A 21,304-nucleotide genomic window follows, 5' to 3' on the forward strand; every position below is an offset into this window, starting at 1 on the left:
CTGCGAGTGATGGGACACTCTGAGCGTGTAAGTTAGTCTTGCTCTCACAATCTATTTTTTTTCATAGACGAAGGGAAAGGTCTTATTACCATGTATTTTATTCATAAATTCAGAATCCTTAATTTCTTAATGAGCATATTTTTTGCGTTTTTGAGCGCGGGTAATCTTATGTCCGCCACTCTCAGCGGAAGAGTGACAGCGACACATAATATATCGCCCTTAGGTGTTACGGTCTCCATTCCAGCCCTTCACAGGTTCACAGAGACAGATTCTTTGGGCATGTTCACTCTCCTCAACCTGCCTGCAGGGGTGTATGCCGTGGAGTTTTCTTCAATTGCCCTCAATCGGCTAGTGCGAACGGCGGCTTTAACTGATACAGAAACGACTCTCAACGTTGAATTGTCACCGAGCGTGCTCGAACTCCCGGGCATATCTGTAACTTCGACTCCTCAGCCGACCGATGCTTTGTCTTCTCCGCAGTCGGTTACAGTCGTTAGCAAGAGAAATCTCGACCGGCTCCGGGGCGAGAGCGTCATGTCCACAATAAAAGATCTGCCCGGTGTGGCAACCTACTCGACTGGCAGTTCAATCGTCAAACCTGTCATCCGTGGCCTCTCTTCCCAGCGTGTGCTTGTAGTCAGCGATGGCATCCGACAGGAAGGACAGCAGTGGGGAGACGAACATGGACCTGAAATAGATGCACTTGATGTGAATAGCATCGAAGTTGTCCGCGGTCCAAGTTCTGTTCTCTATGGCTCGGATGCGCTCGGTGGTGTGATAAACATCATAAATAACAAAATACCTTCTGTCGACGAAGGCGCTGTTGTACTGGGTGGAAATCTCCTGCTCAACGGTTTCAGCGGAAATAAACAGAGCGCAGGGGCTTTGTCATTATCCGGCGCGAATGGCCAAGTTGGTTATCGGGCAAGTGTTTCGCTACGTGATGCCGGCAACATCACCACTCCGGCCCGTGAGTTATTTAACAGCGCTGAAGAGGAAATGAACGGAAGCGGCGCGATCGGCTTACAAGGCGACTGGGGTTCGCTCAGTGTTGGTTACATTCGCTTTGACCAAAAATTACAGATACATGAAGACCCCAACGAAGAACCGGATGCGACTCCGAATCAGCATGTCGAGCATGACCGCGCTCATCTCCATACCAATATTCTGCTGAATGGGTTGAGAGTGGAAGCGAAGGCGGGGTGGCAGAGAAATCAACGAAGGGAATTTGAAGAAGCAGGTGGACGCGAGCCTGCGCTGAATCTCAATCTGGAAACGAACACTCTGGATCTCGAAGGCCATCACAGGCCCTTCGGCAAATTTGTCGGCACCGTTGGGATATCGCTTATGGATCAGACCAATAGAACACTGGCCGAAGAAAAACTCATTCCCGGCTTTGATCTTGCCAACACTTCAGGGTTTCTCTTTGAGCAATGGATCGATGATACATTCACGGCATCGGCTGGTATTCGCTACGACACAAGGACAATTGATGTCCTGGAAACTTCAGAAATCAATGTTACCGAACAAAGGCTCGAATACGATGCTGTCACCGGCTCGATCGGGATTGTGTGGAGGCTGATTGAACCGCTTGCATTGGTCGCAAATGCCGGTCGCGGCTGGCGCTCGCCGACTCCATTCGAGTTGTTTGTCGATGGGGTGCATGAGGGGACTGTGCGATATGAAATTGGAGATATCACACTCAATCCGGAAGAATCCTTCAATGTCGATCTTGCACTGCGCGCGGCATCAACTCGATTCAGCGCTGAGATTTCGATCTTTCGAAACAGAATAGCCGAGTATATTTTTCTCTCGCCTACGGGAGAAACGGACACGGCATCCGGCCTTTCAGTCTATGAGCATCGACAAGCCGACGCAACATTGGTTGGGGGAGAATTATCGGCTCAGTTTGCATTAACGAATTGGCTTGTCCTTAGTGGCGGCTTTGATATGGTCCGTGGCACAAACACTGAAATCGACAGGTCGCTTCCGCTCCTGCCTGCAAACCGGGTCAAAGCCGGTATAAAGTTTTTGACAACAAAGCTCGGCGGTCTCTACAATCCATATTTTTCCGTCCAACTCAATTCAGTCGCAAGGCAAGACAGGGTGGATGAATTTGAAACCCCGAGCGCGGGTTATGAACTTATCACTGTTGCGGGGGGAACAGAACTGATGTTTGGCGGAAACCGAATCACAATTGATGTGGGAATTGAAAATCTCTTCAATGTCTCGTACCGTGACCATTTGTATCGCTATAAAGAATACGCCCAAAGCCCCGGTATGAACGTATTCGCGAAAGTTTCAGTTCCTTTTGAATTAATTAAGTAGACGGTGGGAGGTATGCTTGAAAAGTCTTAGGAGGGAGGAGACGTTTTTTGTCGCGTGTCTTCTTAGTGCGGCGGGTCCATCTTAGTACCCGCCAATTGAATGGTCTAAAAATTGTGTCGGGCGAGGGTGCCCGACACCACAAGATAGGTGTGACCACCGTCAACCCCCTACTTTACCGCCTCCGACAGATACCGCAGCACTGATGCACTTTCTCGCCCCCGCAGATCAAGACATTCTTCAACACTTTCCGTCACCCGCAAAAGGCGCAACTCCGTTCCTTCGACCCGATGTTCCGGTTGAGCAAAAAATTCATGAGCCTTATCAAGTCTCGCTCTTGAACACCCCCCTGCATAACGTGTCAGTGACGCCAGCGAGCTTGGCGGAATTCTTGCGGCAATGTCGTCATAGTGGCGCATCATCCATTCAAAAATCATGTCTCTGTGCGCATCAGAAATAGCGGCAATTGAAAACGGAATTGTAAAACGCTCCTGCGGCCTGAGCGGCCCGGTCAGCGTGTATTCCAGCGCTTTGTCTAGAATCCGCCCATTCCGAAACGCGCTGAGAGTCGATAAATACTGCGAACGCTCGCTTGGGATCGTCGCCGTTTCAAAACGCAAGCGGAGCGTGTCCCAGAGAATGCTGTCTCCGGTTGTAGCCGCAATGTCTAAGAATGTAGAAATGAGCGAAGGGTCAATATCCGACTTGCCAGCAAGGTAGAGGTCCGCCATTGAATCGGCATAAGCGATAAGGGACTGGTCCTTTCCATCAATAGCCAGTGTCGAAATGAGAAATGGCCGAATTCGTGAAACGGTCTCGGGCTCGTTTGTTTTGGCTGACAAACCAATATGCTGAAGCGACGGTGCGAATATTTTCTGCAAAAATGGCGCAAAGGATAGTTCATCTGCATCCGATATGAACGCCGCATCAACCGTTTCAATACCGTCCAGCACCGCCTCGATTATCGCCGGGTCATGATCTGACGAGAAATTGTACAACGCTTTTACATACTGATCGCCGCCAATCCCTCCGGCATCGAGCATGGCCGATAGATTATTAATAAACCCAATCTTGTCTCGCGTTGAGAGCAATGTAAACGATCCGGCGATAGCCTCAAGTTGTTTCGGAGCAACCCACCAGCGATAATATCCGCCGGCATCGGCTGTTGGCAAAACCCACTGAACAGAACCATCGTTCGGCAATTTGAATGATTGTTTTTTTTCAGTCAAAAGCAGGCTATGCGTGCGGACTGAGTTCCCATCGTAATACTTGACCGTCATTGGCACTTGCCAAACCAGAGTCGAAGCATATCCGACGGTGTCGCCGTAGTTGGAAAAGCGGCTTTGGTTGATCTCGATTTCTCCTGTCGATGTCATGTTTACCGAAATCAACGGCACTCCGGGCTGCTCTATAAATGTATTCATGGTTGGTCCAATCTCTCTGCCTGAGGCCTCGGACAATGCCGCCCAAAGATCATCGGCGGTTGCATTCCCCCAAGCATGCTTTTTCAGATAGAGCCGTATTCCCTTTTGAAAGAGATCGGCCCCCATCCATTCCTCAAACATCATGAGCACAGCCTGCCCTTTGTTGTAGATGACGCCTATATTTGACAAAAGATTATCGGTCGAGCCGGTCGGCTGGCGGATTTGTTGTGTCGACGGACGGGCGTCGCCATTCATGGCGCCGTGTATACTGCCAATTTCATTGAGGCCAACTTCGTATTCCGGAAAAACCTCATCGCATACTTTGTTTCCCATCCAGGTCGCAAATGATTCATTGAGCCATAAATCATCCCACCAGGCCATAGTCACAAGGTCGCCAAACCACATGTGCGCCAGTTCATGGGCGATTACGCCAGCAGTGCTGCGACGTTGGCTGAGAGTCAATTTCTGTGGATCGCGAAGGAGGATCGTCTCGCGAAATGTAATAGCTCCGGCATTTTCCATCGCCCCTGCCCAGAATTCCGGTACCGCGATAAGATCCAGCTTATCATACGGATAAGGGGAATCGAAATACTTTTCGAATGCAGCCATAAGCGGCGGTGTGGTTTTTATGGAAAAGTCTGTCAGACCAAGCTTCCCTTTGACCGTCACAATCCGTGTCGGGATTTTCATCCCCGGAACGTTGACTGTCTCAAGCGGGCCAGTCGCAATCGCAACAAGATAGGTGGGAAGAGGTTTGGTTTCACGAAAAACGACCGTTTTCCAGCCGTCTTTGCTTGACTCTTTTTCAATAGATGTATTGGCGATGGCGAGATGTTCTTGAGGAACTTTGAGAGTCACCGAAAATGGAATTTTGAAAATCGGTTCGTCAAAACAGGGAAATGCTTTGCGGGCATCATTTTCCTCGAACTGGGTGAAGGTATAGCCGTTTCCTTCGGTCACGACTCGATATAATCCGACAGCCTGTGTGTCAAAAGCATTTGTGAAGTCGATTGTCAGACTGTATTTGCCAAGTGCCAATGGCACCGCGCAATGCACACTGACCAACCCGTTTTCACCTCGTGTGAAACTATTCGCGATACTTTTCTTATTGTGTTTGAGTGAGAGTGAGTCAAATTGTATTCGCTCGGCATGGAACGAAAAGCTGTCGGTGACGGCTTTAACCTCAAGGTCTATGAGTGTCGAGCCAGAATAATCCGAAGTATCTGCATTGATAGTCAGCATGACCGTTTGGTTGGTCGGCACAACATCCATGGCGAGTTGTCTGGCCTGCGCAAAATCGTCTATGACAAGCAGGACAGGGACGAGGCGAAGAATTAGCCAAATATGTTTGGCGGACTGTGATCGAGGTGATAGCATGAGGCCTCTTTTCAACAATAAGTTTTTTTCGACAGGTGTATTGTGTTAAGGACGCCGGACTTGGCTTTTTTGTGTAAACCGAGATAAGACTTTGCTATGTCGGATAATATAGCCATGCTGTGCAATATAGAACTATTCGACACCGTGTCAACGTAGGCCATAACTATTAGAAGTAGTTAGTACGCATTCCGGTACATGAGATTACACCGCCAACCGGGGCGGGATGGCCACACCCTCCCCATTATCCGCTTGCCTCATTTGCGTCACCCGTGTAATTTCCCTCTCTGTAAAGGACACAGCAAACGAAAGTAATCGCCATGCCGCACCTCGATTTTGATCCCGCCCAACGAATACAGCTCTGGCAAAAAATTGCCGCTGAAATAGAGCGCTATCGCGCAAGCGTCGACGCGCTTCGTGTATCGCCGATTCTCGAGCCAACCATCGTTCGTGCCCTACTTGAAAAACATAGCTTCGAAGAACCGCATTCGCCTGAGTGCGCTGTGGATTTTATTGTAAAATCACTGACCGAACACCAGGTCCACTCATCCCATCGGATGTACTTCGGGCTGTTCAACCCCTCGCCGACGATGATGGGAATTGCCGCCGACTCGCTTGTGGCCGCTTTCAACCCCCAGCTTGCGGCATGGAGCCACAGTCCATTTGCAATCGAAACTGAAGGGCATCTTATCAGATCCATCGGAGAAAAGTTTGGTTATCCGACCGGAGACATCGATGGAACATTCACCAGCGGAGGCGCTGAAGCCAACCATACCGCATTGTTGACCGCCCTTGTCCACACATTCCCGAGCTACCTGTCTCATGGCGCACAGGCGCTCAGAGGCCAGCCGAAAATCTATGTCACCGCCGAGAGCCACCACTCAACCCTCAAAGCGGCGAGGTGCTCAGGAATTGGAAGCGCGGCTATCTGCGAGATTCCCGTTGATGACGCTCTTGGCATGGACATTGACGCTCTCCGCAAACAGATTGCTGTTGATAGATCAAACGGCGAATTGCCGTTCATGGTCATTGGAACCGCGGGAAGCACTCAATCGGGAATTGTCGATCCATTCGATAGTTTGGCTGATGTGGCCGCAGAACAAAAACTCTGGCTTCACGCCGATGCTGCCTGGGGCGGCGCGGCGATGCTTGTGCCGGAACTCCAAGATCTGTTTTCCGGAATTGAAAGAGCCGACTCGATTACATTTGATGCCCATAAATGGCTTTCGGTTCCTATGGGAGCCGGGCTATTTTTGACCCGCCACACAGACATCCTCAGCCGAACATTTGCGATACATACCGGATACATGCCGCGTGATGCCTCGGGACTCGAGGTTATTGACCCGTTTTCACACTCTCTTCAGTGGTCGCGAAGATTCATAGGGTTAAAAGTATTCATGTCATTGCTTGTCGCCGGATGGGATGGCTATGCTGATGTAATCCGACATCAATGCTCGATGGGCAACCTGCTTCGTGATGAACTCCATAAATCAAACTGGAAAGTTCTCAACCAGACGAAATTGCCGGTTATATGTTTCGTGGATGGCCAAACAGGCGAAGGTCGTACCGAAAGATTCGTCGCAACAGTTGCCCGAAATATTGTTAGATCCGGCGAGGCCTGGATCTCGTCAACCACATTAAACAAGTCAACTCCTGTCCTGAGAGCCTGTATAACAAACTACGGCACTCAGCCCGCCGATGTAAAAGCTTTGGTTGCGCTTTTGAATCGCGAGCGATTACATTACTTTCAAAAGGCATGAGCCAAAGGACTTTATATTCGGGATAGTATTGAATGGCTGTAACCAAGCAGGAATTTTCGACAACCATAACTTCATTTCTCGATCTCATCGAACAGGAAAGCGATATCCTGACTGGCAATGAGCGTGAGCTTTCCAATCTTCTGGACAACCTTGCCGTGCTCTATCACCGCCTTACCGCATATTCGAAAGAATACAGTCCAAGCGACACCCCAAGACGTGACCAAAATGCTCTCCGCAAATTAATAACGCGTCGCTTTCCCAGTTTTGGCCGCTATCAGGTTTCATCGTCGGTCACCGCAACTCCTACTCCTGCGATTATAGAGATAGGGGATTCAATCGATGATATTCTTGACATCACGAATGAACTCTATTCGGTGAATTGGCTTCTTTTGCATAATGGCATCGAAGAAGCAGCGGAATATTTTGTTGTAAGTTATGACATCCATTGGGGTGAGCATCTTCGCACACTGCAACTGTACATTTACTGCATCAAGCGCGGACTGTGATAATACTGGCATTCGCGTTAATAGCATAAAACCGCGCCTATCATTTTTATGACACGCATCTATTCCTATCCGGAAATTTATGATATAGCCTTCCAGGATCGCCCTCTGTCAGGTGAAGTTGATTTCCTGTTAACAGCTGCCCAAAAATTTCTCAATCGTTCAGTAACATCGGCTCTGGAATTGGCCTGCGGCCCGGGATATCATCTGCGTGAACTTGCCGCTCGCAATGTCATCTCCGATGGTCTTGACATCGAACCAGCAATGGTGGCTTATACACAAACTCTCGTTAAAAAACAAAAGCTGAACAGTCATATTATTGAAGCAGATATGCGATTATTTTCTACACAGCGGCGCTATGATCTCTGTTTTTGCCTGCTTTGCAGTTTTGCGCATTTGCTGTCAAACGAGGATATCGTATCGCATTTTCATGCGGTTGCTGATTGTCTGGTCGATGGCGGCATCTATATTATTTCGACCGCCCATCCGCGTGATTTTTACAACGAGGAATCCGCGCCTGAATCTGTCCAAGAAAACAAAACATGGCTCAGATCCCGCGGAGACCTGATCGTCGAAACCGACTGGGGTGGAAACGACCAACAATACGATCCGCTCACTGAAATTGATGAAATAACGATCACGTTCACAGTTACCAATACCGCGAACGGCGCGGTAGACCGAATTGTTTCAACCGACCACCTTCGTCGCTGTTCGCTTCAGACCTTTCGCGCCCTGGTTGAACTCTCAGGACAATTCGAGATTGTTGCTGTGTACGGCGATTTTGATGTAAGTGTGCGGCTTGATAATTCCGATGATTCAGTCCGCTTTATTCCGGTGTTGAGGAAGATAACTCTTCCATAATATGTCGTTGTGACGAGCGACTTCTTAGGAACGCCCCTTCCGCGGCGAGCAAGTGTGGCAATCTCATGCCTGCCAGCTGTGGCGGGTTCATTTTCGTCTTAGCTCCGTAGCGATTCCGCAGCGGGTTCGCCGCAGGCGAACGGTTCAGCGATTCTTTGTTCTATGTCATTCCAGTCCGACGTGGCGGAGAATCCATCTTCTCTGATATTCGTAGGTCAGCGATCACTGTGACCTGACGTCTTTTCTTCGTCTTGTAGCACGAGTCATTCTTATGCCCCTCGGCCTTCTCTTAATTGAATAGGCCCTCATCCCCCCTCTCTCAGGGGGAGAAGGTAATATCAAATCTTAAGATTTGTCGTTGCGAGGAGCGTACTTTCCCATCTCTCATTCAGCTCTTTCGCAAAAAAGAGATTGACGAAACCCAAAATTATGCTAATAATACAACGTCACGATTAACTTCTTTGTGGTTTCATGCTGTACGGCCAGTCTTGACAGGAGCGGAAGGTGTCTATACTCGTTACATCAATCATTATTCTCGCCTGCGCCGCTGTGGCATCGTTTGTGACATGGCTTCTTTCAAAGAGCCGAGCGACTGCTGCCGAAGCGAAAGTCAGCGAGTTGCGTCAGCAGATAGAGATTGCCGCCAAAGATTTCGGCACTATCCGTGAGAGACTCACAACGGCCGAGATTCTTCAGGCAAAAGCCGAAACAAAAGCCGAAGAAACTCAAAAACACCTTCAGGAACAACTTGCGCTTCTTGATGACGCCAAAACTAAACTTGCCGATACTTTTACATCACTCGCATCCGAAGCCTTAACCAAAAATAACAAAGATTTTCTCTCGCTGGCTGATCAATCATTCAAAGTCCTTGAAAAAGGAGCGCAGACTGAATTGGAGGCCCGTAAAGCGGCAATCGCAGAGTTGATCCTGCCTCTCTCTGAATCACTGAATAAATATCAGAAGGAAAGCACTCACCTTGAAGAGAAACGTCAAAAAGACTATGGAACGGTCAATGAGCAGTATCGCACCCTTGCGGAGGGCGTTTCCAAGTTACAAAATGAAACATTCAAACTCAGCTCCGCGCTTAAATCTCCGACCGTTCGCGGACGCTGGGGTGAAATAGCTCTTCGACGAACCGTCGAGTTGGCCGGGATGTCCAATCATTGCGATTTTATCGAGCAGGGATCAGTGGCAACCGAAGACGGACGCCTCCGTCCGGATATGGTTGTGAATCTTCCAGCAGGACGCCAAATAATTGTCGATTCCAAGGTTCCGCTCAGCGCCTTCCAGGAAGCGCTTGAAGCTCAGACCGATGAAGCGCGCAAATCCTCGCTGGTTCGATACGCGCAACAGATAAAAGTCCATGTCTCAAAATTGGCAGCTAAAGATTATGCAAGCCAGTATCCGGCTTCGGCCGGCTTTGTGGTCATGTTCATTCCGAACGATTCATTTCTTTCTGCCGCCGCTGAGCAGGACCCCTTGCTGATTGAAAGCGCGCTCGCGCAGGGAATTGTCATCACCACTCCGACAACATTAATCGCTCTCTTTCGCGCGGTTGAGATGGGGTGGCGGCAGGAATCGCTTGCGAAAAACGCCCAGGAAATAAGCCGTCTTGGACAGGATTTGCATGACCGATTTGCGACCGCCTTCGACCATTTTGGCCAGGTCGGGAAATATCTTGATAGCGCTGTCGGCTCTTTCAATTTGTCGGTGAGGTCATTTGAAAGCCGCCTCTTTCCTGCCGCAAGAAAATTCAAAGAACTTGGCGCGAGTGGAAAAAAAGAGATTCCTGAACTCGCTCAGATCGGCCAGACTCCTCTGAAGCTTGAAAATATATCAGCGGTCGAGCCGGTTACTCTCGAACTGATCCCTGACAAAATCAACGGCGACAGATTACATTAATGGAACAGAAGAACCTAATCCGATAGAGGAGATCTGGTGTAATGCTACGATCAATCGCCGCTGTTATCGCAGGCTATTTTGTGATGGTTGCTCTGACTGGCCTTTTTTTCTCGTTCTGCCAACTGTTTTCCCCGATGCTTTCCCTGAGCCGAATGCATTTCCACGAATAAGCGTCGCTGTTTTGATAATTGTTGTCGGCTTTTTTGTGGCGCTTGCCGGCGGCTATGTCACGGCATTGACCGCTCGTGGCAGCATTCAACAACACATTTTTGCGCTGGCCGGACTGATTGTATTGGGAAGCATTGCGACGATAATATTCGACAAGGCAGATCAACCGATCTGGTATCAGTTGTCGCTTTTGTTCGCTGGTGCGCTTGGGGCGTTGGCTGGTGGGCGATTGCGAAAGAGTGCGATATAAGTAGGGCGGGGAAGTCTGTCCGCCCCGCCACAGCGGGCAGGCGCGGAGGGTCGTGCTTCAGAAGACACTCCTCACAACGACTCATCGGAATGTTACCCAAGCGAACCGAACCGAATGCTGACCGCTCAGGCTTTGAGGGATTCTTCAACAAACGATTTATAGCGGTTAACAAGCGAATAGGCATCGTTTTCCGATCGCGATTCAGCCATTATCGTGAAGGCCGCATTGAAGCGGTCGGGGGTAACGAGTACCCAGCCGTTATCTTCAAATACCCGCACACCGTCTATAAGCTGGCGCTGTTTTTCGGTCGAATCCGTAATTAGACGTCGCATGACCATACCTCGCTTTGACCACGGGCATGGGACAGACGCGCTTTGTCGGCTGAGGTCATCGAACTGTTTTCTTAGACTGCTCAATCGGGTATTCGTACGGGCCATCATCTCGATTATCCGCACCGTGGCAAGAATGGCATCGGCTCCCATCTGAAAACCGGGAAAGATAAATCCGCCGCGCGTTCCTCCGACAAAATCAGCCATCCCTTTGAGACGAACTTCCATCATTGCGCGGTGATCATTGGCCACTCGAATAACTTCGACGCCACGTTCATGGGCGATCTCCTCGATTCCCATTGAGGCCCCAACTGGCACAGCGATTCGCTTGGGCCGATTCAGTTGCAGGTATAGCTCTGTGACCATAAGCAGAAGCAGTTGTCCGTCGATAGGCTGGCCCAGTTCATCTATCACAGTAAGTTTTTCCGCCGCCGGGTTGAGCATGAAACCAACATCGGCTTTGAGCGAGGTCACAATCGCCGAAAGCTGGCGAGTTGCCTGTGCCCGATTTTCGACAGAGGTAGAAAATTTTCGCGGATTGAGCGCGGCATTCAGTTCTGTTGTATCGATTCCAAGCTGGGAAAAAAGCGTTGGAAAAATTTGCGATGATGAGCCATTGGAATGATCGATAACAACTTTATATCCAGCTTTGCGGATGGTGTCGACATCGACTTCGGAGATAAACTCATGGCGGTAATCATCGAGCACCCGCTGGGGAGTGTCAAGGTGGCCAATCGTATCAAGCGAGGCGCGCTCATAGTCTTCGCCAAAATAATTCCGTTCGATTTTTTTTAGTTTACTGGGCGGCATATCCAGCCCGCTGCCATCGAAGAAAATAAAATCGACCTGGCGATAATCCTCAGGATTATGCCGAACATACAACCCGGCCGCATATTTCCCTTTGCCTAAACAAAAGCGCATTACTGGCACAGGCATTGATTCAAGGTCAGCCACATTCACACCCGATGCGAGCAGGCCGGAGATAAGTCCGCGGCGCAGGAGTCTTGAGATATCCGATGAATCTCGGCTGGTGACAATTTCGGCGCCAGGGCCGAAAATTGCTCCGAACGCGCTTCCCAGCCGCACAGTCATTTCCGGCGACAGCTCAGTCAAGGCAAGTCCCGTTACCTTGGAATCGGTGATTAACTCCCGATTCCATTTCTCACCCCAAACCATCGAGCGCGACACAATCGCGCCATCTTCAACCGTTTTACTCGGCCAGACTTTACAGTCAGCGCGAACGGTTGCAGAGTTACCAATATAGCAGTCATCGCCGATTATGGCGTTGTCATGAAGCTGGACATTATCGCCGACGCGAACACGGTGGCCAACAATAACAGAGTTGAAACTTGTGTGATTGCCAATGACAGTATCGGCCCAGATGATGGAATTGTTCAGATCGCAATTTCGTCCAACCGAACTTCGGTCGCCGAGAACACAGTTGTGCAATTTGGTGCCGGATTCCACCTTCACCTCCCGGCCAAGAATCACTGTGCCGCTGATAATGACATCGCTTGGCAGACTGCTTTCGGATTCCTTAAAAAGGCGGCTGCCAGAGTTACCCCCCTCAGGCAATTTGAAATCAAGCTCGAGGCCGTTGCTGAAAATATCCTGGTGGACACGATGATACTCGGCGACGTTACCCACGTCTTTCCAATAGCCATCGATAATTTTCCCAAATAGTCGCATGCGTTTGGAGAGCATAAGCGGAAAAAGATTTTGTGAAAAATCAAAATTTTGCTCTTTTGGAATAAGCGATATGGCCGAGGGTTCAAGGATATATATACCAGTGTTTATCGTATCTGAGAAAGCCTCGCCCCAGGTCGGCTTTTCTAAAAAGCGGACAATCTGGCCGCTGTCATCAGTGATGACAATTCCGTACGAAAGCGGATTCTCTGTACGAGTAAGAACCAAGGTCGCATCTGACTTGCGGGATTTGTGCCAGTCGATAGCCGCAGTCAGGTCAAAATCCGTGATGAGGTCGCCTGAGATAATAAGTGTTGTCTCAGTTGCTAACTCAAGCGCGAAGCGCACCGCCCCGGCGGTTCCGAAATCCTCGTCGGGACGACAGTAGCTCATACGGACGCCAAAGTCAGAGCCGTCTTTGAAGTAATTTGTTATCTGATCCGGTTGGAAAAAAAGAAGCGAGGTGATATCGGTGATGTTATGGGTTTTAAGCAGAGAGATGACATGCTCCATCATGGGAAGATTCCCAATCGGGACCATCGGTTTTGGCACATTGATGGTCAAAGGCCTGAGTCTTGTTCCGAATCCCCCGGCCATAATGACTGCTTTCACATCACTCTCCTCTTCAACCTAAACAATACTTCGCTTACAGATAACCGAGCTGTGTGAGTTTTTCGGCTATATCGAAGAAACTTCCATAGCTATTATACGATATATTTTCCGCGAGGCAATACTCTTCAAGGTCCTTCTTGGCGAAAAGTAGGTCAACTTCCCGGGCCGCGCAGATGTCGGAATAACCGTCGCCGATGAACACCGTGCGTATCCCCTTGGCCTGATTCTCCATATATTCGCGCATCCGCTCCTTTTTACAGCTTCCGCACCGTCTGCAACTGCTATTAGTGTGCGGATATTCAATGCGAATGCCATTATTTTCAACAAATCCAGCATTTGCGGTAATCGGCAGGTGCGTTAGATTATGCCGCGCAAAGATATGCTCGATATAGAAATCCAAGCCATCTGAGAGAATTACAAGCGGGATATTGTTTTTCTGGCAAAAACGATCGAAAGCGACAAAACCGGGATCAAGCTCAAAAGTGTCAAGGAATGCGAAAATATCCTCAGATGAGGCAGTTACGAGCGCGGCCTCAGCGGTCAGAACCTCGCGGCTTGACATAGCGCCGCTTTTCCAGTCAGGAATCAGGTCAACATTTCTGCCATTTGAAAAGTGATGAAAAAGCCAATAGCCGACATCGCGGGTGGTAATTGTCCCATCAAAATCGCAAAAAACCACCACCGGTGGCTGTTCCACCTTCTGAGGCTGGTTTATCGTTTGCGCTCCCGAAGCAACTGCGAAGCATAAGCAATTTCGGGTTTTTGTCTAATTGTGACTTCGGAGTAGGCCCGCGAAGTCCCAAATTTTCTTTCCCAAGCCAATTGAGCCAGACGCATCGTAATATAATTGCCGTAATATTTGGCTGAAAGGCTGTCATGGGCAAGCGATATATTTGCAAGTTCTGTTATCGCCCGTCTGACTTTTGCAGATTGCCCCTCAAAAATCGCCAAATCCGCCATCAATTGAGCCTGCTCTGATTGTAACGAACGATAGAATGCTTTTTCTTCGCCCAGAAAAGCATTAAAACGCTGAACCCATTCATCACCCAAGCTGAATCCCTGCGAAATCCCAAGGATTTCATCTTCATGTGAAGCCGCGAATTCATGGAGCAGGAGTGACTGTTCAAGCCAGCGCGGGTAGTGGTCCCGCTCGACAAAATGAATCGGATAGTTGGGCACAAGCCCGCGACCGGTATCGATCAAAGTTGAATCAAATTCATTTAAGAAAAGATTACCCTCAAGATAATAACGCGACGTCGTTAATCGCAGACCGCTGCCGTCATCGAACCGGTTAAAGCCCTGAACTAAACCCTTGCCGAAGGTAGTATCTCCAACCAGAATCGCCCGGTTGTTTTGCTTTAAAGCGCCTGCGACAATTTCTGAGGCCGATGCCGAGCCTTGATCTACCAGCACAGCCATAGGCAGGCCGTCGGTTTTGTCATCGTCGGTCGCCTCATATTGTTCGCTGTTCCAGCGTGAACGCCCCTGTGTCCCAACAATAAGTTTGCCGTCTTCGAGAAAGAGGTCCGCAGTTTTGTACGCTTCGTATAATTGTCCGCCGGGGTTTCCTCTCAGGTCGAGAATAATTCCGAGACTTCGCTTTGGTCGTTTGGTGATAAGCGAGTCAATGGCGGCCTCTACTGATTCAGAGGCGCCGGCATCGAAATCCAACAATCGAATATAGACCATCGAATCCGGTGTGTATCCTGCAAATGGAATATGGAGCAGTTCTAATTTACGGCGTGTGATGTCGATTTCGGTAGTATCTCCGCTTACCGGCCTCAGGACGGATAACTTGACCTCGGTGCCATCTGGCCCACGGAGATAGTCGCTTGCCCGGACAATTGGCACTGTGTTAAGATGAATTGAATCAGCTTTGAGAATAATATCGCCGCTCAATACGCCGCGCTCGGCAGCCGGGCCACCTTCGCGAACCGACATAATCAGAAGTCCGCGGTCATCGCCGACCACACTCACACCAATTCCGCTGTATGCGCCGGTCCGCTCCTCGTCTATTTGTTCAAATTGATGAATATCGACATAACCCGAATAGCGATCCAAATCAGCCATCATTCCCTGCACGGCTTGATCGAACATCCTGTCCCAGTCCAAACTTCCCGGATATTGAGAGTCAAGGGCAAGCGCGGTACGGGTAAATTTAAAGGCAACTTGAAGCGATTTATCGCTGACCGTATAAATGCCCATCGCGCCGCTCAGAAGCACAATAAGAACCATAAAGATTGAAGAAATCACAAACTCACGGCGTAGAGATTTAGCAGTTCGAGTCATGCGAGATGGAGTTTTCGTTTCACGTGGGCGAGGACCTCTTCATAAACTGTATCAGGCGGCTGAGTGGTATCAATCACTTTTACTCGGCGAGGATCGGATTCGGCAATTTTCAAAAAACCTTTTCTGACGCGGCCAAAAAAGGACTTGGATTCGGCTTCGAGACGGTCAAGTTCCCGTCCTCGTCTGCTCAAGGCGGTCTTGAGGTCGACATTAAAAATAAAGGTCAAATCCGGTTTGAGATTTGACGAGGCAAATAGATTAAGCAGGGTGATCATTTCCAAATTTAATTTACGTCCGTATCCCTGATAAGCTGTCGTAGAATCATAAAATCGGTCACAGATGACAATTTCGCCGCTTTTCAAAGCCGGAACAATCTCTCGCTCGACCAAATCAGCGCGAGCCGCTTGGTAGAGAAGGAGTTCCGATACAGGCGAGACAATCGAAGATTTATCGAGCAGAATCTGGCGGATTTTCTCGGCCGTTGGAGTAGAGCCCGGCTCACGCACCAATTTGACTTTTGTTTCCCGTGAAACAAAATAGGTTTCGAGCCGAGAGGCCTGGGTTGACTTCCCGCAACCATCGATTCCCTCGAAAGTTATAAGGTAACCACGTGACCGAACAGGGGATTTTTTAGTCATACATTCTCACGTAAATAAAAACCGGCGATTGTCATCGCCGGTTAAAGTATATCAAAGCCATCCTCACAGACAGCGATTTTTTTTGAGACTACTTTTTCTTGCGCACTACCCGTTTGGCAGGTTTGGCTGTAACTGCTGCAGTTGCGCGCGCCGCCGGCTTTTTGGCCGCGATTTTCATCGGCATCTTCTTTTTCTTCTGGCCAGTCTGTTTCCAGCCGTATTTGGCGATAAAGTCCTCGGTCATACGGCGGGCCACATCATCAGGAAACTGCACCGGCGGGGACTTTTTAAAATACGATGACGGTTCGACCAGCGCGCCGCCGATTTTGTTATCGAGAGCAAGTTTGGCGCAACGTACAGCATCGATGACCACTCCGGCGGAATTAGGACTGTCCCAAACTTCGAGTTTCATCTCGAGATTAAGGGGTACATTGCCGAATGTCGTCCCTTCCATACGAATATAGGCCCATTTACGATCTGTCAGCCACTCGACATAATCCGATGGCCCAATATGGACAGTGCCGGGAGCCATTTCGTAATTTAATTGGCTTGTCACGGCATTGGTTTTGGAAATCTTTTTTGATTCAAGCCGCGACCGTTCGAGCATATTCAAAAAGTCGGTATTACCGCCGACATTGAGCTGGCTTGTGCGATCCAATTTGACACCGCGCTCTAAAAACAGACGAGTCATGACACGGTGGGTGATTGTTGCGCCAACCTGGGATTTAATATCATCGCCGATAACCGGAAGTCCTTTTTCTTTGAAGCGCTTCTGCCAGTACGGCTCACGAGCAATAAAGACCGGAATACAGTTTACAAAAGCGCAGCCAGCTTCGAGAACCTGCTCGACATACCATTTGGTCGCTTCTTCAGAACCTACCGGCAGGTAGTTGATAACAACATCGGTGCGTGTACTTTTGAGCAATTTGACAATATCGACCGTATCGCCAGGGGCTTTGTCGATTATCTGCGAAAGGTAATAGCCGAGTCCGTCATGCGTCATACCGCGTTGGACTTTGATTCCGGACTTTGGGACGCCGGAAAATTTGATCGTGTTATTCGGCCATTGAAAAATGGCATCGCTGAGATCTTTGCCGACTTTGTTTTTGTCGATATCAATGGCGGCTGAAAACTCGATGTCGCGGATATGATATCCGCCGAGGTTGACATGCATCAGCCCCGGGACAAAATCATCGTCCTTGGCCTTCTTGTAAAATTCGACACCCTGCACCAATGAAGAGGCGCAGTTGCCGACTCCGATAATGGCGACGCGTACTTTTCCCATAGATTTATTTCCCTTTCTGTTCCTGTTCAATCAGGTTTATCTGTGGCTGTGAATAAAAGAGTCGGCAGCGAGACAGTCAAATCTTATTTATTTCTTTTGAAAGATATATAGTAATAGTATATTCATTATGACTAAATAGTCATTATACTGCCAACGCGAGAAGATATTGGATTGCATGAGGATTGCCCCGAATGGTCGATGAAAATATAATAAGTGAACTGGTGAAGCGGCAAGTTGTCAATGACACCTTTCGCAAGCTCCAGCCGCAGAAAAAAGAACTTATCTACCGTCAGGCGATAAAACTATTTGGCGAGTACGGCTACGATGGTCTTTCGGTTGACCGGCTTTGCCGCGATGCGGGGATATCCAAAGGATCATTCTTTCAGTACTTTCCATCAAAGAGTCACCTCCTTGAATTTGCATTGCTTGTTTTCGATGACTATCTCGCTCGCTGGGTTGCGGAAGTCAGAAAACATGACCAGCGCGCGCTGGCAAAAGACCGGCTGATGTATTTATATCAGGCGCTTATTCTCAACGCAAAACTCCACCAGCCGGAAAAGAAATTTTATCTCTTTGCGACAAACGCGCTCGAACACTCGGCGGTCTTGATTGAAGGAATAGATATCGAGCGGCATTTTCATGACTACATCGACGAAATAATTTCGCGCGGTGAAAAGACGGGAGAGATACGCGGGGATTTTGAGGTAGAACTAACTGGACATCTGGTTTCGATAGTCATGCGGGCATTGGTCAATAGGCAATTCTCGCAGCGAAAGACGACCACGCTCAGGACGGGCGAGTATCTAATTTCGTTTCTTTTCGATGGGATAAAGGCGTGAGGGGGGTTGTCGGGCGAAGCATTCTCAGTTTCCTTTCTCTTGTCATTCCAGCGCAAGCTGGAATCCATCTTCTCCGATATTTGTAGGTCGATACCTTCCGAGGTCTCGACATCTTTCTCCGTTCCGTCAGATCTTGCCGAACTTCTTAGGGCGGTGTGACCTGACGGTCACTTGGTGCGCGACCGGGACGTCCCGCACGAATATTTCCTGCCACAGCGAACTGTGTGTTCACCAATTCCTTATTCTATGTCATTCCAGCGCAAGCTGGAATCCATCTTCGTCTTCGTACAGGCCATCTTCGGCCTGCACCTCATCCTCGATCACACCGCACGCAGTGTGGTACAAGATACTATAGCAGACATCTCACAGCTCGTCATTGCGAGTTTCGCTTCTTAGTCCGCCGTGGCGGATGGCAATCTCATATTCGTCTTAATGCTTGGTGCGCGACAGGGATGTCCCGCACGAATATTTCCTGCCGTGGCGGACTGGGGTGTTCAGCGACTCTTTCTTCTATGTCATTCCAGCGCAAGCTGGAATCTATCTTCGTCTTCGTGCAGGCCGTCCTCCATTGGCGGATTCGAAAATCTCTGGCCTGCACAAACATTAAGATCACACCGCAAGCAGTGTGGTACAAAGTAGGTCAGTCCGCCCCGCCGCGGACTGACGCCTTTTTACTACTCGCACCCAACATCCAACGGCCCTAAACTAATAAACAAATAATCTATCAGCCTCGTCAAATCCGCAATATCCGCCACACAATCCCCATCAACATCTGCCACAAACTCAGGACTTATCGGAGCCAGACTGATAAACAGATAATCTATCATAGCCGTCAGATCCGAAATATCGGTAACATGCGAATGATTAACATCCCCCAACTCCCACGTCCAGAATGACTGCACTGGCGATGCCGCCGATAAACCATCGGAATCAAAGGCCGTCACCTTCCAGTAGAACCGTGTCCCAAAAAAGAGCGAATCGCCCACTCCGGTTATCGTATATAATGTATCCGTCAATGAATCATAAACCGTCGCAAAATTAAGCGATGGAGTGAACGCCACCGCAAGTTTATAGCGCGTCATATCATTGGGATCAGGATCAAGCGCACGATTCCAACTGAATGTCGGAAGCATGGTAAAGATCGGCAAGGGAGGATTGTTGGCCGGTGAAATAGTCGACGGCACCGATGGCGGTTCGTTGATACCATCCACCACAAAAGACGACACCGCGCTCCATGCCGAATACTCATACGCATCGAACGACCGCGCCCTCCAGTAGAGCGTACTGTTTTCGGGCAGTGACGACGGCACATTCCAGACGGTTGTCCCGCTCCCCGAAGCTACTCCGCTTTGAGCGAGCACCTGATTCGTAATCAGCGGGTCGGAATAGATTTCAAAATCATACACCAGCGCATCGTTCTCTGCATCGGTGGCATTGGTCACAATGAGTGATGGCGAACTGCCGACTATGGTATTGCTGACAGGCGCTACAAGCGCGGGAGTACTCGGCACAGAATTCATGCGGAAAACTTCCTCCCGCCACGGCGACCACCGGCTTCCGTTGTAGACACGGATTCTCAGATAATAGGTCGCGCCGTCAACTAAGCTCACTCCAGCATATGTCAAAAAGCTATCTGATGAAATAAACGGAGCCGGATTCCACATTTCAGCGAATGCCCAGTTGTTGTTTGTACCGACCGCAAACTCAATCTGTGTTTGCGGCGAGACTCCGGTCGGGTCAAAATAATCCCATACAAATAAAGGCGTATGGTCAATGACATTTAAATTGGCGGCTTTGTTATCGACGAGCAGGGAATCGACTTCGGGCGTGACCTGCAGAACCGCCAAGCTGACAACCTGCGTGTCGGCAAGAAAACCATCAGAGACAATAACAGAGAAACTCGTATCGGATACCGGATAGACCGCCGTGCCATAGATTGAATCAGCATTTGATGCCATCCATGAAGGCTTATTGGTAAAGCTATATGTAGCCGAAGGTCCATCAGGATCGGCGCTTGTGGCATGGTAGACAAAGAGCGAGGCTTCGGTGGCAGTGTCGGAGGTGGGTGATGTCAGAGTAGGAGCTACAACATTACTAACATTTATCAGGATCGAGACAGTGACGGAAAAGTAATTCGCGACCGCCAGATCGGATTTCCCGTCCCCGTCAAAGTCGGCGGAAGTAACTGAAATAGCATAGCTCCCCACCCCGTAATTCACCGCTGACGCAAAGGTACCGTTGCCGTCGTTTTTCAGGATCGAAACATTGTTAGAGTAATTCGCGACCGCCAGATCAGGTTTCCCGTCCCCGTCAAAGTCGGCGGATGTAACTGACCTAGGATTAATCCCCACCCCGTAATTCACCGCTGATGCAAAGGTCCCGTTGCCGTCATTTTTCAGGATCGAGACAGTGCTGGAATATTCATTCGCGACCGCCAGATCAGGTTTCCCGTCACCGTCAAAGTCGGCGGAAGTAACTGAATAAGGACCGCTCCCCACCCCGTAATTCACCGCTGACGCAAAGGTACCGTTGCCGTTGTTTTTCAGGATCGAGACATTGCTGGAACTTATATACGCGACCGCCAGATCAGGTTTCCCGTCACCGTCAAAATCGGCGGATGTAACTGAAGTAGGAGACCCCCCCACCCCGTAATTCACCGCTGACGCAAAGGTCCCGTTGCCGTTGTTTTTCAGGATCGAGACACTTCCGGAGCCTGCATTCGCGACCGCCAGATCAGGCTCCCCGTCCCCGTCAAAGTCGGCGGATGAAACTGAATAAGGAACGCTCCCCACCCCGTAATTCACCGCTGACGCAAAGGTCCCGTTGCCGTTGTTTTTCAGGATCGAGACACTTCCGGAGCCTGCATTCGCGCCCGCCAGATCAGGTTTCCCGTCCCCGTCAAAGTCGGCGGAAGTAACTGAATAAGGAGAGACCCCCACCCCGTAATTCACCGCTGACTCAAAGGTCCCGTTGCCGTTGTTTTTCAAAATCGAGACACTGTTGGAAGAGTAATTCGCGACCGCCAGATCAGGTTTCCCGTCCCCGTCAAAGTCGGCGGA

At 49.6% G+C, this 21,304-nt stretch carries 15 protein-coding genes; 8 read left to right on the forward strand and 7 right to left on the reverse strand.

Going from position 1 to position 21,304, the window contains the following annotated elements; translation table 11 throughout:
- Positions 1-129 precede the first annotated feature (129 nt).
- Entirely contained in the window at positions 130-2,328 is a 2,199-nt protein-coding gene (locus SGI97_01165; protein MDZ4722514.1) for a TonB-dependent receptor, read from the forward strand.
- 167 nt (positions 2,329-2,495) lie between these two features.
- On the opposite strand, the gene SGI97_01170 is transcribed toward SGI97_01165, so the two are convergent.
- Positions 2,496-5,126 (reverse strand): M1 family metallopeptidase, encoded by a 2,631-nt coding sequence (locus SGI97_01170; GenBank protein MDZ4722515.1) that lies wholly within the window; start codon positions 5,124-5,126, stop codon positions 2,496-2,498.
- Between the two features lie 317 nt (positions 5,127-5,443).
- Between SGI97_01170 and SGI97_01175 the strand changes: the two genes are divergently transcribed.
- The 6 genes from SGI97_01175 (at position 5,444) to SGI97_01200 (ending at position 10,567) form a co-directional block, all read left to right on the forward strand.
- The gene (locus SGI97_01175; protein MDZ4722516.1) at positions 5,444-6,883 is read left to right on the forward strand and encodes an aminotransferase class V-fold PLP-dependent enzyme; all 1,440 of its coding nucleotides are present in this window, start codon (positions 5,444-5,446) and stop codon (positions 6,881-6,883) included.
- Between the two features lie 32 nt (positions 6,884-6,915).
- Positions 6,916-7,389 carry a hypothetical protein gene (locus SGI97_01180; protein MDZ4722517.1) on the forward strand — a complete coding sequence of 158 codons (474 nt, stop codon included), beginning with the start codon at positions 6,916-6,918 and terminating at the stop codon, positions 7,387-7,389.
- 48 nt (positions 7,390-7,437) lie between these two features.
- Positions 7,438-8,247, forward strand: a complete 810-nt coding sequence (locus SGI97_01185; GenBank protein ID MDZ4722518.1) for a class I SAM-dependent methyltransferase — start codon at positions 7,438-7,440, stop codon at positions 8,245-8,247.
- 504 nt (positions 8,248-8,751) lie between these two features.
- Complete coding sequence (rmuC, locus tag SGI97_01190) at positions 8,752-10,149, forward strand: DNA recombination protein RmuC (GenBank protein ID MDZ4722519.1); 1,398 nt, start codon at positions 8,752-8,754, stop codon at positions 10,147-10,149.
- 41 nt (positions 10,150-10,190) lie between these two features.
- The gene (locus tag SGI97_01195; protein ID MDZ4722520.1) at positions 10,191-10,319 is read left to right on the forward strand and encodes a hypothetical protein; all 129 of its coding nucleotides are present in this window, start codon (positions 10,191-10,193) and stop codon (positions 10,317-10,319) included.
- Positions 10,320-10,330: 11 nt separating this feature from the next.
- Complete coding sequence (locus tag SGI97_01200; protein MDZ4722521.1) at positions 10,331-10,567, forward strand: hypothetical protein; 237 nt, start codon at positions 10,331-10,333, stop codon at positions 10,565-10,567.
- Positions 10,568-10,692: 125 nt separating this feature from the next.
- Here SGI97_01200 and SGI97_01205 read toward each other — a convergent pair whose 3' ends face one another.
- The 5 genes from SGI97_01205 to SGI97_01225 all read right to left on the reverse strand — a co-directional run bounded on the left by SGI97_01205 (position 10,693) and on the right by SGI97_01225 (position 17,406).
- Complete coding sequence (locus tag SGI97_01205; GenBank protein MDZ4722522.1) at positions 10,693-13,194, reverse strand: sugar phosphate nucleotidyltransferase; 2,502 nt, start codon at positions 13,192-13,194, stop codon at positions 10,693-10,695.
- A 34-nt stretch (positions 13,195-13,228) separates the two neighbouring features.
- Positions 13,229-13,876, reverse strand: coding sequence for an MtnX-like HAD-IB family phosphatase (locus tag SGI97_01210; GenBank protein ID MDZ4722523.1), 648 nt, complete (start codon positions 13,874-13,876; stop codon positions 13,229-13,231).
- Positions 13,877-13,905: 29 nt separating this feature from the next.
- Complete coding sequence (locus SGI97_01215) at positions 13,906-15,483, reverse strand: S41 family peptidase (protein ID MDZ4722524.1); 1,578 nt, start codon at positions 15,481-15,483, stop codon at positions 13,906-13,908.
- Positions 15,480-16,121 carry a dTMP kinase gene (gene tmk, locus SGI97_01220; GenBank protein MDZ4722525.1) on the reverse strand — a complete coding sequence of 214 codons (642 nt, stop codon included), beginning with the start codon at positions 16,119-16,121 and terminating at the stop codon, positions 15,480-15,482. The genes SGI97_01215 and tmk overlap by 4 nt, the downstream gene beginning before the upstream one ends.
- A gap of 88 nt (positions 16,122-16,209) precedes the next feature.
- Entirely contained in the window at positions 16,210-17,406 is a 1,197-nt protein-coding gene (locus SGI97_01225) for an inositol-3-phosphate synthase (GenBank protein MDZ4722526.1), read from the reverse strand.
- Between the two features lie 191 nt (positions 17,407-17,597).
- Between SGI97_01225 and SGI97_01230 the strand changes: the two genes are divergently transcribed.
- Positions 17,598-18,245 carry a TetR/AcrR family transcriptional regulator gene (locus SGI97_01230; GenBank protein MDZ4722527.1) on the forward strand — a complete coding sequence of 216 codons (648 nt, stop codon included), beginning with the start codon at positions 17,598-17,600 and terminating at the stop codon, positions 18,243-18,245.
- A 674-nt stretch (positions 18,246-18,919) separates the two neighbouring features.
- Here SGI97_01230 and SGI97_01235 read toward each other — a convergent pair.
- Positions 18,920-21,304: FG-GAP-like repeat-containing protein (locus tag SGI97_01235; GenBank protein ID MDZ4722528.1), on the reverse strand; the 2,385-nt coding region annotated here is incomplete at its 5' end.

The sequence above is a fragment of the Candidatus Zixiibacteriota bacterium genome (genome assembly GCA_034439475.1).
GTDB lineage: Bacteria > Zixibacteria > MSB-5A5 > GN15 > FEB-12 > JAWXAN01.